Annotated in this window: 12 protein-coding genes; all 12 read right to left on the bottom strand. The window is 68.6% G+C overall.

Annotated features, from left to right (window positions below; genetic code table 11):
* Window positions 1-45: 45 nt before the first annotated feature.
* The 12 genes from ABEA93_RS26285 to ABEA93_RS26230 all read right to left on the bottom strand — a co-directional run bounded on the left by ABEA93_RS26285 (window position 46) and on the right by ABEA93_RS26230 (window position 13,546).
* Window positions 46-1,701 (bottom strand): dipeptide ABC transporter ATP-binding protein, encoded by a 1,656-nt coding sequence (locus ABEA93_RS26285; RefSeq protein WP_345678251.1) that lies wholly within the window; start codon window positions 1,699-1,701, stop codon window positions 46-48.
* Window positions 1,698-2,603: an ABC transporter permease gene (locus tag ABEA93_RS26280; RefSeq protein WP_345678250.1), complete on the bottom strand. Its 906-nt coding sequence runs from the start codon at window positions 2,601-2,603 to the stop codon at window positions 1,698-1,700. The genes ABEA93_RS26285 and ABEA93_RS26280 overlap by 4 nt, the downstream gene beginning before the upstream one ends.
* Entirely contained in the window at window positions 2,600-3,577 is a 978-nt protein-coding gene (locus ABEA93_RS26275; protein ID WP_345678249.1) for an ABC transporter permease, read from the bottom strand. Before ABEA93_RS26275 ends, ABEA93_RS26280 begins: the two co-directional genes overlap by 4 nt.
* A 63-nt stretch (window positions 3,578-3,640) precedes the next feature.
* On the bottom strand, window positions 3,641-5,119 hold the full coding sequence (locus ABEA93_RS26270; RefSeq protein WP_345678248.1) for an aldehyde dehydrogenase family protein: 1,479 nt from the start codon (window positions 5,117-5,119) through the stop codon (window positions 3,641-3,643).
* Window positions 5,119-6,381 (bottom strand): TetR/AcrR family transcriptional regulator, encoded by a 1,263-nt coding sequence (locus ABEA93_RS26265; RefSeq protein WP_345678247.1) that lies wholly within the window; start codon window positions 6,379-6,381, stop codon window positions 5,119-5,121. The genes ABEA93_RS26270 and ABEA93_RS26265 overlap by 1 nt, the downstream gene beginning before the upstream one ends.
* A gap of 160 nt (window positions 6,382-6,541) precedes the next feature.
* Window positions 6,542-7,582: an LLM class flavin-dependent oxidoreductase gene (locus ABEA93_RS26260; RefSeq protein ID WP_345678246.1), complete on the bottom strand. Its 1,041-nt coding sequence runs from the start codon at window positions 7,580-7,582 to the stop codon at window positions 6,542-6,544.
* A 2-nt stretch (window positions 7,583-7,584) separates the two neighbouring features.
* Complete coding sequence (locus ABEA93_RS26255; RefSeq protein ID WP_345678245.1) at window positions 7,585-9,030, bottom strand: amidase; 1,446 nt, start codon at window positions 9,028-9,030, stop codon at window positions 7,585-7,587.
* Window positions 9,027-10,082 (bottom strand): LLM class flavin-dependent oxidoreductase, encoded by a 1,056-nt coding sequence (locus ABEA93_RS26250; protein ID WP_345678244.1) that lies wholly within the window; start codon window positions 10,080-10,082, stop codon window positions 9,027-9,029. The genes ABEA93_RS26255 and ABEA93_RS26250 overlap by 4 nt, the downstream gene beginning before the upstream one ends.
* Window positions 10,079-11,281: an acetyl-CoA acetyltransferase gene (locus tag ABEA93_RS26245; RefSeq protein WP_345678243.1), complete on the bottom strand. Its 1,203-nt coding sequence runs from the start codon at window positions 11,279-11,281 to the stop codon at window positions 10,079-10,081. Before ABEA93_RS26245 ends, ABEA93_RS26250 begins: the two co-directional genes overlap by 4 nt.
* Complete coding sequence (locus ABEA93_RS26240; RefSeq protein ID WP_345678242.1) at window positions 11,278-12,681, bottom strand: OB-fold domain-containing protein; 1,404 nt, start codon at window positions 12,679-12,681, stop codon at window positions 11,278-11,280. Before ABEA93_RS26240 ends, ABEA93_RS26245 begins: the two co-directional genes overlap by 4 nt.
* Window positions 12,678-13,109 (bottom strand): MaoC/PaaZ C-terminal domain-containing protein, encoded by a 432-nt coding sequence (locus tag ABEA93_RS26235; RefSeq protein ID WP_345678241.1) that lies wholly within the window; start codon window positions 13,107-13,109, stop codon window positions 12,678-12,680. Before ABEA93_RS26235 ends, ABEA93_RS26240 begins: the two co-directional genes overlap by 4 nt.
* Window positions 13,106-13,546 (bottom strand): FAS1-like dehydratase domain-containing protein, encoded by a 441-nt coding sequence (locus ABEA93_RS26230; RefSeq protein WP_345678240.1) that lies wholly within the window; start codon window positions 13,544-13,546, stop codon window positions 13,106-13,108. The genes ABEA93_RS26235 and ABEA93_RS26230 overlap by 4 nt, the downstream gene beginning before the upstream one ends.
* Window positions 13,547-13,825: the final 279 nt, after the last annotated feature.

Here is a 13,825-nt window from a genome sequence, read left to right as displayed (position 1 = left end):
GATGGGCAGGTTCGGCAAGGCCACGGCCCGTCTGCCGGAGATACGTCAGCCTTGTGCGAACTCACGAGCACCTGGCACCGAGGCGAGGAGCTCTTGGGTGTAGGGATCCCGGGGGCTGTTCAACACAGTGCTGGTGGGGCCGCACTCCACCATCCGACCCCGGCGCATCACCCCGACCTGGTGGGCGACCATGGAGACGACCGCAAGGTCGTGCGAGATGAACAGGTAAGTCAGACCGAGTTCGGCTTGCAACGTCTTCAGAAGGTCGAGGATCTGGGCCTGGACCGAGACGTCGAGCGCCGACACCGGTTCGTCGCAGACGATGAGTTCGGGCTCGAGGGCGAGAGCGCGCGCTATCGCGACCCGCTGCCGCTGGCCGCCGGACAGCTCCGCGGGCTTGCGGTCGAGTGCTCCGGCGGGCAGGGCGACGGCGTCGAGGAGTTCGGCCGCGCGTGTGCGTTGCTCGCGTCTGCTGCCGAGCTTGAACGCCTGGAGAGGGTCCATCAGGATTCGTTCGACGGTGAATCGCGGGTTCAGGGAGACGAAGGGGTTCTGGTACACGACCTGCATCCGTCGCCGCAGTTCCCGCAATCGGCGACCGCGTGTCTCGGTGATGTCCTCGCCACCGAGAACGACCCGGCCCTCGGTAGGGTCGACGAGGCGAAGGACCATCCGGGCGGTGGTGGTTTTGCCCGAGCCGGACTCCCCCACCAAAGCGAATGTCTCACCGCGCGAGATCGTGAAACCGACGTGGTCGACAGCGGTGACCGTGGTGCGACCGTCCGCACTACGGGGTACACGGAACTCTTTGACCAGATCGCGCACGACGACGAAGGCGTTCTCGGGTGAGTCGGCTGCCCCAGCGGCAGCGTGGCCTGGCGACGGTTCCGTCGGCGGCACAGGACGCCGCCGCAGGCTCGGGGCCGCGGCGATGAGCCGCCGGGTGTACTCGTGCCGGGGGTTGCGCAGCACGTCACCGGTTCGTCCCTGTTCCACCAGGACGCCTTCCGACATCACGGCGATCCGCTGAGCACGTTCCGCCGCGACGCCCAGGTCGTGGGTGATCAGCAGAACACCACTGCCGGAGGCCCGCGACAGGCTCTCGATGTGGTCGAGGATCTTCCTCTGCACCGTGACGTCGAGCGCGCTGGTCGGCTCGTCGGCGATGATCAGCTTCGGTTTCGCAGCGACCGCGATGGCGATGAGGACGCGCTGCCGCATGCCGCCGGACAATTCGTGCGGGTACTGCCGCGCCCGCAGCTCGGGATCCGGCAGGCCGGCGTCCGCAAGAGCGTCGATGGCGCGTTCCCGCGCCGCTTGACGATCGGCCAGACCGTGGATGAGGAGCACCTCGGCGACCTGGTCGCCGATCCGTTTCACCGGGTTCAAGGACGTGGAGGGGTCCTGGGGGATGAGGCCGATCTCCCTACCGCGCATCGATCGTGCCGGCCTTGCGGGCAAGGTCAGGATGTTCTCGCCCGCGAAGCGGATCTCGCCGCCGACGATGCGCGAGGATTCCGGAAGCAGACCGACAATTGCGTGCGCCGTGGTGGTCTTTCCCGATCCCGACTCACCGACCACCGCAACTGTCTCGCCGGCGGCCACGCTCAGGGTCACGTTCCTGACCGCGTTCACCACCGAGTCCCGGCGAAGCCGATAGCAGATCTCGAGGTTCGCTATTTCCAGCAGGGATTCACTCATCGGGACTCATCTCTCAACACGTGAGCCACGCGGTTTCCCGCAAGCACGGTCATGACGACGACGAGGCCGGGCAGCGTGGTGAGCCACCACGCGGTGTCCAGCGAGTCGCGCCCCGAGGCGATCAGGGAGCCCCATTCGGGGTCTGGGGGTTGGGTTCCGTAGCCGAGGAAACTCAGCGACGACACCGCCAGGATCGACACACCGAATTGGAGGGCGCCGAGCGCAAGCACAGGTCCGACGGAGTTGGGCAGTACATGGCGCAGCAGCACTCGGGGCAGGGTGTTGCCCGATGCCTGGGCCGCCTCCACGAAGACGCTTTCGCGGACCCGCAGCACTTCGGCGCGCATCACCCGCGCGCAGTTGGCGATGCCCGCAAACCCGACCGCGAGCGCGACTTGCACGGTGCCCACGCCGAGGAGGGCGATGAGAGCCAGCGATGTGAGCATGCTTGGCACCGCCAGGATCACATCGACGAGCCGCATGATGACCGTGTCGGTCAGACGTCGGAAGAATCCGGCGGCAAGGCCCAGCAGGACGCCGACGGTCACCCCGAGCAGGGTGGCCAGGATGGCAGCACTGAGCGAAGCCGCCGCTCCGTGCACAACGCGCGAATAGAGGTCGCGGCCCAGCGTGTCGGTGCCGAAAAGGTGCTTGGTGGATGGCGGGGACAGCTTTGCGGCCGGTTCGGGGTCGAGCGGATCCGCAGAGGTCAGCGCCGAGGGCATGAGGACGGCCAGCAGCACGAGCGCGAGCCACACCAGGGCGACGACCATGCCGGGTCGGCGCAGGGACCGCGAATGCCGAATTCCGTCGTACCAGGTGCGCCGCGTCCTGGCCGTGGTGCCCGATGACGGGTGCGTGTCGCGGCCCTTTTCTGCCGGTTCCAGTGTCAGTTCACTCATCGGGTGGCCACCTTCGCGCGCAGCCGGGGCCGGGCAGCGGCCGATTCCTTTACGCGGCCGACCCTCGGGTCCAACATCGGGTAGAGCAAATCCACTGCGAGGTTCACGAGCACGAAGACGAGTGCTCCGAGAACCACCAGGCCCTGTACGACGGGAAGGTCCTGGCCGGTCACCGCGTCGACGGTCACGCGGCCGAGCCCTTGACGGGAGAACACGGTCTCGGCGATGACCGCCCCGGCGAGCAGATTGCCCACCAGGAGGCCCAGCATGGTCAGCGTCGGGAGCGCGGCGTTGCGCAGCGCGTGTCGGACGAGAATGCGGACGCGGCCGGCGCCCTTGGCGTGGGCGGTGGCGATGTAGCCCTCGCTCAACGTGCGGGTCAGGCTCGCGGCGAGGAGTTGTGCAAGTACTGCCGCGGTCGGGATAGCCATCGTGATCGCGGGGAGGACCAGGCTTTGCCAGCCCTGGTTGCCGATCGGGGGCAGCAGGGGCCAGTGGAATGCGAACAGCTGAAGCAGGATCAGCCCGACCCAGAACGGGGGCAGTGCCACTCCCACCGGCGGCAGCGTCAACAGAATCTGCCGTGCCCACCGCGACCTCGCGTAACAGGCCGCCACGGCGATGAAGCCGCCGACGGCGACGGACAGTATCAGGCTGACGGCCGCGAGCTGCAGGGTCGCGGGTAGTTGGCTGCCGAGCAGGCCGGTCACCGAGTCGCGGCTCTGTATCGACCGGCCGAGGTCGCCGTGGGCCAAGTTGCCGAGCTTGTCGAAGTATTGGGCGAGCAGTGGCTTGTCGAAGCCGAACTGCTTGCGGATCGCATCGAGTTGTTCTGATGTCAGGTTGGTGTTCGGCCCTGCGACGGCCTTGGCCGGGTCCGCGGGCAGCGCGTAGAGCACGAAGAACGAGACGGTGAACGCCGCCCACAGGACGAACGCTCCTTGCAGGGCACGGCCGAGCACATAGCGAAGCATCGGCTGCCTCCCTCCGGAGCCGGTACGGTCAGTAGCCCGGTCTCCTACGATCGCCGGTGTGGATCAGCGCTGGATCGACTTGATCTCCAGGAATTCCTCGAAGCCGTAACGGCCGTACTCCCTGCCGATTCCGGATTCCTTGTAGCCGCCGAGCGGTGCACGGGGATTGAAGGGAGCACCGTTGACGTCCACCTGCCCCGTGCGCAGCCGACGTGCGACACGTTCGGCCCGGCCGGGGTCCAGGGACGACACGGCGCCCGACAACCCGTAGCGAACACCGTTGGCGATCGCGACTGCCTCGTCCTCGGTCCGGTACGTGAGGATGGACAGCACCGGGCCGAAGATCTCTTCTTGGGCGATCGCCATGTCGGGCCGCACGTCGCTGAATACGGTCGGCCGTACGTAGAAGCCGCGCTCCCGGCCGGTCGGCGCACCGAGTCCGCCCACGACAAGGCGCGCGCCTTCGGCGGAGCCGATCCGGATCCACTCCTGGACACGGTCGCGCTGGGCCGCCGACGCGAGCGGGCCGAGGTCGACACCCTCGTCGAAAGGATCCCCGACCACGAGCGCGGCGACTGCTTCCGTCACTATCGCCTCGACCTGCCGCAGGCGGTGTTCTGGGACAAGCAGGCGGGTCAACGCCGTGCAGGTCTGCCCGGAGTTGCCGTACGCGCGGCGTACGGCGTCGGTGATCACCAGCTCGAGACGCGCGTCGTCCAAGTCGTCGAGAACGATGTTCGCCGACTTTCCGCCCAGTTCGAGCGCAACGCGCTTCACGGTTCGGGCCGCGAGTTCGGCGACGCGTTTGCCGGCAGCCGTGGATCCGGTGAATGAGATCATGTCGAGGTCGGGACTGGTCGCCAGTGCCTCGCCGACTTCGGTGCCCGTGCCCGTGACCAGGTTGAAGACCCCGGGCGGAAAGCCCGCTTCGGCGATCGCTTCGGTCAGCACGAACGCATCGAGAGGGGCGATCTCACTCGGCTTCAGCACGACGGTGCAGCCGGCCGCGAGCGCGAACGCTGCTTTTGCGACGCTCTGATGCAGGGGAAAGTTCCATGGTGTTATGCAGCCGACGGCACCGACTGGTTCGCGGACGATCAGCGAGCGGCCGATGCGTTCCTCTGCGGCTCCTCCGGTGGCGCGTCGTGCCGCTTCGTCGAGATTGCTCAGGGGCAGGTCCACCTGGACGGCGAGTGATTGCGGGCGCGGCATGCCGGTCTCGCGGGAGATGAGGTCGGCGAGTTCCCCACGGCGTGCGGCAAGGTGGGCGGCGGCGCTCCGGAGCAGAAGGGCGCGCTCTGCCGCGGCGGTTCCCGCCCAGGCGTCGAATGCCCGGCGCGCAGCGCTCGCGGCCCGCTCGGCGTCGGCCGCCGAAGCTGCGGGCGCCCGGCCGAGCGTGCGTTCGTCCGTGGAATCGGTGACCTCGATCGACGCTGCGGACTCGGGTTCGGTCCAGGTGCCGTCGATGTATATGCGGTCGTGCTGGAGGCCGGGGGCCGCGCTTCGGCGAGGCGCGTGCCGGTTGGCAGAATGCAAGGTCATTACGTGCCGCTTTCCGCTTCGGCTGACCATGCTGCGCCTCGTTGGCGGGGGGTGTTGTCCAGCAGGAAGGTCAGCGTGCAGTAAGTGAGTTCGTCGATCGCGCCGCGCGGGTCGTCGGCTTGCAGGAGCACGTGGCTGATGAGCGGGAGTGCACACGTCGCGAGCAGCTTCGCTTCTTCGGCGGTCAACTCGGGCCGTAATTCCCGCAGCACGGCGGCCCAGCTCTCCCGGAGGTACCGGCGCCGTCGGGTCACGCGTGGGCGTTCGAGTTCCGGCATGGCCTGGAACTCGTGGGTCGTGACGACCACGAGATCGATGTTCTCAGCGGTCAGTCGGACGTAGGAGCGGACCAGTCGGTCGAGCGCGTCCTCCGCTGATTCGGCGGCGTCGAGCTGGGTCTCGACGCCGACCATCAGCCGGGAGATCACGCGGTCGTATGCGTCGGCGAGGATGTCGGATTTGCCGGTGTAGTACTGGTAGAGCGAGGACGTCCCCATTCCCAGTCCGCCGGCGATCTCCTCCATCAGCACTCCGGAGAAACCACGCTGTCGGAAGAGGCCGAGCGCGACAGCGAGGATGTCGTTCTCACGCGAGGTCGGCGGTTGCCACGTCCTCACACGCGCGGCTGCGGCGTTTCCGCGAGGCGGCCGCGGCGCCGGCGGTGCGGTGAGCAGTGCCATCAGCGACTGGGCGAGGACGTCGCTGACCGGCCGGGGGTTGCGGTGGCCGAGGGCGGCCAGCGTGCCGACGACGCCCTCGACGGCGTGGTACCTGAGGTCGGCCTGCTCGGCGCCGAGCCGCGGGGTCGCTTGGAGGACCAACGATCGCCACTGTTCGGCGAGGGCGTCCTCGCCCGTGGTGAGGTCGTGCTCGTGCCGGGGAACGCTCGGCACCTGCCGTTCGCGGAAGTGGGTTGCCACATGCGCGGGGCGGTCGACCGCATGCTGGACCGTCTGTCCGACCAGCTTGCGCAGGCGCTCCTGGGGCGATCCCTCGGTGGACCCGGCCGCGGTCGCCATCGCGGTGGCACGGTCGACGACCTGGCGCAGGATCACCTCCAGGATCTCCTCCTTGCTCCGGAAGTGCCGGTAGATGCCGCCGCCGGTGATCTGTACGCGGCTCGCGATGAGGCTGACGCCTGCCGCGTGGTAGCCGCGCTCGGCGAACAGCTGCGCCGCAGCGTCCACGATGGTCGCCTTGCGGTCACGCGGTCGCCGTGTCCCCGGCGCCTTGGCGGGCTTCCCCGGCTTCGACGGATTCATCGAATGAGTGTTTACTTCTGCCCTTCGAGATGTCAAGGTCGCCACCACTTCAACCCTCCTGTTCACAGATTCACCGACAAAAAACACATTTTGTCGAGCAGTAAGCCGAACGCCGAGCGAGTCGGTCGTCAGGTGCTCTGAACAGCTATCGATTCACGGTTTACTTAGTGGCTGCCTCGGGAGCAGGCTCCTCCCCCAGAGAGCGCAGGTGCGGCAGCACCTCGTGGGCGAACAGCTCCAGCGCCTCGGCACATTTGTCGACCGGTGCGCCGAGGATGATCGGCGTGTGGATGTGCCGTGTGAACGAGCCTTCGCTGTGTGCTTGCCGGATCTCGCGCACGATGTTCTCGGGGGTGTCGACGAGCAGGAGCTTGTCGGCGAGCTGCTCACCGGTCAGTCCCCCGGGAAACTGCTGCCCGGCCTCGTCGTACCAGCGCTGAGCCGTCGCCATCATGTCCCGCGCCAGCGGCCGCAGCCACGCCAGATCGCGCTCCGGATCCCGGGTGGCGAACAACCACGGTTTGCTGGAGGCCGCGATCGGCGGGCGCGCGGTGGGCCGGCCGAGCTCCTCCAGCGCGGCGACGTAGGTCTTGCGTGCATGCCATTGCGGGGCTCCGCTGGCGAGCCACCCGTCGCCCAGTGCGGCAACTCGCCGCAGCGACACTTCGGCCTCGGCGGCCGCGATCCACACAGGGATGGTCTCGCGCGTCGGCTTGGGATGGCAGCGGACCTCGTCGAAGGTGAAATACCGGCCGGCGAACGAGAATTCTTCTTCGGTCCAGCAGCGCCGAATGATCTCGACCGTCTCCTCCAGCCGTCCGGCCCGTTGCTTGTGTCGCACCCCAAGGGTGTCGAACTCGCGCGCGCGGTAGCCGAGCGCTACCCCGAGCAGGAGCCGACCACCGGAGATGTTGTCCACGACCGCGCAGTCTTCGGCGAGCCGGATGGGATGGTGCAGGGCGGGGATGGCCGCGTTGGTGCCGATGGTGACTCGCGACGTGGTCGCTGCGATCGCAGCCGCAGCGACCATCGGCGAGGGCAGCCAGCCGTCCTCGACGAAGTGGTGCTCCCCCACCCAGACGTCGTCGAAGCCCAGTGACTCGGCGAACCTGATCTGCTCCAGCTCCGCCGCGTAGACCTGCTCCATCGAACGCGGATCGCCTGTGGGCCTCCGGAAGAGGTACTGCACTCCGAACTTCATGGTCATCCTCCGTGGACTGTCACGTCGAGGGCCGGACGGAGCCCGGCCCAGGGAACGGCTTGCTCGAGTTGCGCGCCGAGTCGGACAAGCAAGTCCTCCCGCCCGTACGCCGCGACGAACTGCACCCCGACAGGAAGGCCGTCGGCGGTCCGGTGCAGCGGCAGAGACAGAGCCGGCTGCCCCGTTGCGTTGAACTGGGCCGTGAACTGGTGCACAGCCCGCACACGGGCCCGCCCGTGCTGCGGGTCCGCGAACCAGCCGAGCGGGGGTGGGGTGCCGTTGAGGACCGGGCTGACCAGCACGTCGAAGCCGTCGTCGGCCCACCAACGAGCCATGCGCCGCTGAAAGGCGTACATCCATTCCACAGTCTCGGCATACTGCACCGCGGACATCGCGCGCCCCAGGGGCGCGAGCTGATCGTTCGGCGCCTCCAGTTCGTCGTCGCCGATCGGACGGCCCAACCGCTTCTCCCATTCGGCGAGTTCGGCAGCGAGGCTGACAGCGGTCAGGCGGAAGAAGCGCTCGGAGAAGTCCGGCGCCGACATTGCCTCAGGGTGGCTGTGTTCGACGTGGTGGCCGAGTCTCGCGAGCAGTAGGCCGGTCTCCACGACAGCCCTGGCCGCTTCCGGGTCGGGCGGTATGCCGTCCACCGGCGGGCGGTCGAGCAGCCCGATCCGGAGACGGCCCGGGTCCGCGCCGACTTCTGCCGCCAACGGGCGCGCCAGTGCGGGGGCCGCGTAAGGGTCGCCGGGCTCGGGACCGGACAGAACGTCCAGGAGGGCAGCCGTATCCCGCACGGACCGTGACAGCACTCCGTCGGCGGTGGCACCGATGCCCCAGGCCGCGCCTGCCGGCGCCTGGCTCACCCGGGCTCGGGTGGGCTTAAGGCCCACGAGGCCACACATGCTCGCGGGCATCCGGAGCGAGCCGCCCCCGTCGTTCGCATGCGCGACGGGAACCAGCCCGGCGGCCACCGCGGCCGCCGACCCTCCCGACGAGCCGCCGGGCGACCGTCCGACGTTCCACGGGTTTCGCGTCGGACCGTAGGCCAGGGGCTCGGTCGACGCGTTCGCGCCGAATTCGGGAACGTTGGTCCTGCCGATGATCACGAACCCGGCTTCGCGCAGTCTGCGCACCACCGCCGAGTCGTGCCCGGCACGCCATCGGGCTTCCTTGAGGAAGCGCGCGCCGTTGTGGGCCGGGTCCCCGGCCGAATCGCAGTAGAGGTCCTTGACAACGATCGGCACTCCGCGGAACGGGCCGTCGGGCAGCACACCCGCTGCCTCGGCCCGCGCGGCCTCGAATCGTTGGTGGATGACCGCGTTGAGGACGCTGTGCGTCGCAACAACCCGATCGATGGCGCTCTCGACCATCTCTCGTGCGCTCATCCGGCCGCTGCGCACCAGCTCGGCTTGGGCACAGGCGTCCAACCAGGTCGGATCGCTCATCGGACCTCCTCGGATGCGTCGGCCGCGAGCCGCGCCCGCACCGCCGGGACGACTTCGGTCGCGAACAAAGCGACCGATTCCGCCGACCGTTCGACGGGCAGGCCCAGGATGTTCGGGGTGTGGATGTGGTGGGTGTAGGCGCCTTGGCGATACGACGCGACGATCGCAGCGGCGACGTTTTCCGGTGTGTCCACCAGGAACAGCAGGTCCGTGAGCTGCTCGATGCTCATGCCCCCTGGCAATGCCTGACCGGCTTCGGCGAACCAGCGCTGCGCTGTCCGGGTCTGGCGAATCGCCAGCGGGCGCAGTTCGGCCCAGTCGCGTTCGGGGTTCCGCGTCACAAAGATGTACGGCTTACTCGACGCGGCGATGGGCGGGTGTCCGGCGTCCCGGCCGAGTTCGCCGAGCAGGTCCAGGTAGCGGGCACGGGCCTCGGGGCGCGGCGCGCCACCGCTCAGCCACCCGTCGCCCATCGTGGCCGCCCGGCGCAACGCCGCGGGCGCCTCCGCAGCACCGATCCAGATCGGGATCGGGCGTTGGACCGGCGTCGGCGTGCACCGCACGTCCTCGAAGGCGAAATGGCGGCCCGTGTGGCTGAAGGCGGATTCCGTCCAGCATCGGCGCATGATCGTGATCGCCTCCTCCAGCCTGCCCGCACGCTCTCGATGCGGAACTCCGAACGCCTCGAACTCCCGCGCCCGATAGCCGAGCGCGACGCCGAGGAGCAGTCGGCCGCCGGAGATGTTGTCCACCACCGCAGCGTCTTCTGCAAGCCGGATCGGGTGGTGCAAGGCGGGAAGGAGCGCGTTGGTCCCGATGCCGACCCGGTTGGTCACCGCAGCAATGGCGGCAGCGGCGGTGAGCGGTGAGGGAAGCCAGCCGTCGTCGACGAAGTGATGCTCCCCCACCCAGATGTCGTCGATGCCGAGGGCCTCCGCGAGAGCTATCTGCTCCAGCTTCGCGCGGTACACCGCGGAATGACCCGAGGCATCGTCGGGCGGCGTCCGGAACAGGTAGGAGAGGCCGAAGCGCAGCCGGGCGGCAGTCGTCATGTCGAGGGCTCGCTTCCCACGATCGAGACGAAGCTGACACAGGCTCCCGGTTGTCCGCCGAGGTTGTGTGTCAGTGCCATGGTGCGGCCCTCCGCGACCGTGGGGACTTGGCGGTCGACAGGGGCGCGCCCCCCAAGTTGGAGCCAGCATTCGAAGAGCATCCGCAACCCGCTCGCTCCGAGGGGATGGCCGAAGCTCTTCAACCCGCCGTCGGGATTGACCGGGAGCGCGCCGCCACGGTCGAACCGACCGTCGAGGACGTCTTTCCATCCGTGTCCGCGCTCGGAGAATCCGAAGTCTTCCATCAGGATCAGTTCGGTCGGGGTGAAGCAGTCGTGCACTTCGGCGAGCGCCAGCTCGGCCAAGGGGTCGGTGATGCCGGCCTGTGCGTACGCGTCGGCGGCGGAGCGGACCGCCTCTTCGAAGGTCGTGTAGTCGTACGTCTCGTCGATCGGCCCGGAGCCCGGGCCGGCCACGAACGACAGTGCTTTGACGAACAGCGGGCGATCGGTGTAGCGGTACGCGTCTTCCGCCCGCACGACGATCGCAGCGGCCGCTCCGTCGCTTACTCCCGAGCAGTCGTAGACACCCAGCGCACCGGAGATACGCGGGCTTGCCTTGATGACCTCAATCGGCACCTCCTTGCGGAACTGCGCCAGCGGGTTTCGCGCACCGTTGGCGTGGTTCTTCCAGGCGATCCGGGACAGGACGTCGCCCATGGTGTCGTCGTCCACGCCGTAGCGGTTCTGGTAGGCGGGAACGAGCAGGCTGAACATGGACGGGGCGGTGAGCGCGATCTCGGTGCCGTCATTGGGCGGCTTCGGGCTGAGCAAGCCCGAGTAGCCGGAGTCCTTGAGTTTCTCGACACCGATCGCCATGGCCACGTCGTATGCGCCGGATGCCACCGCATAGCAGGCGTTGCGGAATGCGTCGCTGCCGGTCGCGCACATGTTCTCGTTGCGGGACACCGGTTTGTAGTCGAGTTTGAGGGCCTGCGACAGCATCATGCCGGAGCGTCCGGAGCCCACGGTCCCGAGCCAGTAGGCATCGAGGTCCTCGTGCCGCAGCCCCGCCGATCCCAGCGCCTCCTGAGCCGCGTCGACGAGCAAGTCGTCGGCGCTGCGGGCCCAGTGTTCACCGAACGGGGTGCAGCCCATGCCGACGATTGCGACCCGGTCGCGAATACCGTGTGACGTCATGCCGACTCCTCGTCCAGCAACGGCCGGACCTTCCAGAAGTAGTCGTGAACACCGTCCGTCGTTGTGTACAGACGGCGAAATGTGAGCTCCACCCGGTCCCCGACCCGGACATCTCGATGGTCCGCATCCGTGAGTTCACATTGCAGCCGACCGCCCCCGTCGAGATCGACGACGACGACCACAACCGGAGGGGCGACGGAGAACGCAAGATGGTCGACGGTGAACGTGGACACGGTCCCCGTGAGACCGGCCAGCCCCTCGGACTGCATCCGGTCCACCGCGCGGCATCGGTGGCAGACCCGCTGCGGCGGCAGGTGCCGGGTGCCGCATTCGACGCAGCGTGTCCCGGTGAACCCGAATTTCCACGCCGCCCCACGGTGGGACGGCGGGGCGGCAGGGCGGTCGGGATCGGGGCGGCGAGGTGGCTCGCGGCGCAGCAGCCCCCGCCAGACGAGCATGTCGTGATGTCCGACCGGCGGTCCGCACACGGCGTCCGCGACCGTCGGGCCCGGCAGGGGCGCCCCGGCAAGTTCACCGGCGCGCAGCACGACACAGTCGGCACCGTCGGCAAGGACCAGCACGACGATGTTCTCCGTCGGTACGGCACGTTCCAGTACGTCGCACAGCATCAGGAACGCGTGTGCGGCGCCGGCCACGCCGATGGCATCGGAGCGGTCGTCGACAAGCACCCCGCTCCTGACTCCCGCCGCCTTGCCCATGCCCGCCACTGCGCGGCGGTGGAGACCGGCGACTATCAGATGGTGCACGTCGCCGGGTTCCAACCCGGCGGATACAAGTGCCTGGCCCAGTGCTTCGGCGGCCAGTGGAACGTAGACGGACTCGCCGAAGCGTTCCTCCCAGACGTGGGAGACCGGCGCGCCCGGGGGGCGCCAACGGTCCAGGAACTCGGTGCTCACCGCCGACGTCGCGATGACCTCGGCGAGGCAGGGCCCGTCGGGTGCGAAGACGAGCGCTGCGGCCCCGTCGCCGCCGTCGCGTTCCTCCGACGAGCCGGGCAGCCCGGTACGGATGTCGGCCGCCACCAGCATCGCCGTGCGCCCGGCGGCGGCAGCGTCGGCGGCCGCGTGGAAGCCGCCGACAGCCGAGCGCACGGAGCCGTTGAAGTCGTAGGCGCCCACGTGGGTGCGCAGACCGAGTGCCTCCGCGATGGCAGTGGCATTCGTGCGGTCCGTGTAGGCGGGCGTGCTGGTGGAGAAGATCACCGAACCCGGAACGCGGGGTGTGGCCCCCTGAAGAGCACGGCGCGCCGCCGCGACGCCCATCGAGGTGGTGTCTTCGTCGTAGGACGCGACGGAGCGGGTGCCGTGGCCGATACCGACGGACGCGCGGTCGAGCCGATGGCGCGGCACGTATGTGCCGCGCGCGACCAGCCGTGTCATGGGCGCCTCCACATGTACTCGGCGGTTGCGTGTACGACCGCGTCTCCGGTCTGGCGAACGCATCGCAATTCGGCAACGACGCGGGCCTCCTGGCCGCCTCGGTTCTCGACTTCGGTGATAGTCCCTGAGCACGAGAGGGTGTCACCCGGCCATACCCGTGCGGTGAACCGCAACCGGAACCGGTGCAGGGAGGCCGTGCCGAGCCAATCGGTCACGTAGGTGCCGAGCAGACCGCCCTGAAACATGCCGATGGAGAGCACGGTCGGCAGCCCGGCCGCATGTGCGCTGTGCTCGTCGTGGTGCAGGGGGTTGAAGTCGCCGGAAGCACCCGCGTACCGGACGATGTCGGTGCGCGTGATCGGGCCGAAGGAACGCTGGGGTCCTGCGTCGCCGACACCGGGAAACGGCGGGGTCGCGGGAGCGGTCATGTCCTCGCCACTTCCTCTTCGGTGGGCTCGTCGGCCGGCGCCGGGGGCTCGGTCTCGACCAGCGTGCTGCGCTGTTCGGCCACCAGGCGCCCGTCGGCGTCGCGGAACTCTCGGACGACGACGGCGAGCCGCATACGGCCTCCGTTCCGGCGGACCTTCTCGGCTCGGCCGGTGATCCGCACGTCCACGGACAGGCGGTCCCCGGCGTGCGGCAGCGTGGTGTGGAAGATGAACTCCTCCTCACCATGCAGAGTCCTCGAGACGTCGAAGCCCAGTTGCTCGGCCACGTCCAGGGGTACATCGGCCCAGATCCGGCTGACGGCGTTCAGAAAGGTCGGCGGCGAGACTGCCTGCCCGCCGGAGAAATCCGGATGGAACGACTTCGTCGCGAGTGCGAACTCGCGGATCTTGCCCTGCTCGATCAACGCTTCGAACATTTGCACCACCCGCACCGTTTGCTGTGTCCCTCAGATTTCAGCCCACGGCCACGCCCACGACTAGTAAGGATCACCCTTGGCATTTCCTGAATCGGAACGTTGCGTTCCGGCAAACCGTTGAGCTACCTTCCCGTCCCGGGGGAGCTTGGAGTCCGCGATGTCACCGTTCGGATCCACCGGAAGCACCGTCGACACCCGACGCGCCGCAGCGATGCATCACCTCTCGGGACAACCTCCGCGCGACCACGGCTTCCGACGTCGCCGGGTCCGGCAGCGCGA

The sequence above is a fragment of the Yinghuangia aomiensis genome (genome assembly GCF_039542225.1).
Taxonomy (GTDB): domain Bacteria; phylum Actinomycetota; class Actinomycetes; order Streptomycetales; family Streptomycetaceae; genus Yinghuangia; species Yinghuangia aomiensis.
The sequence above is the reverse complement of the archived record's forward strand: the minus strand, read 5'-3'. Positions and strand labels throughout refer to the sequence as shown.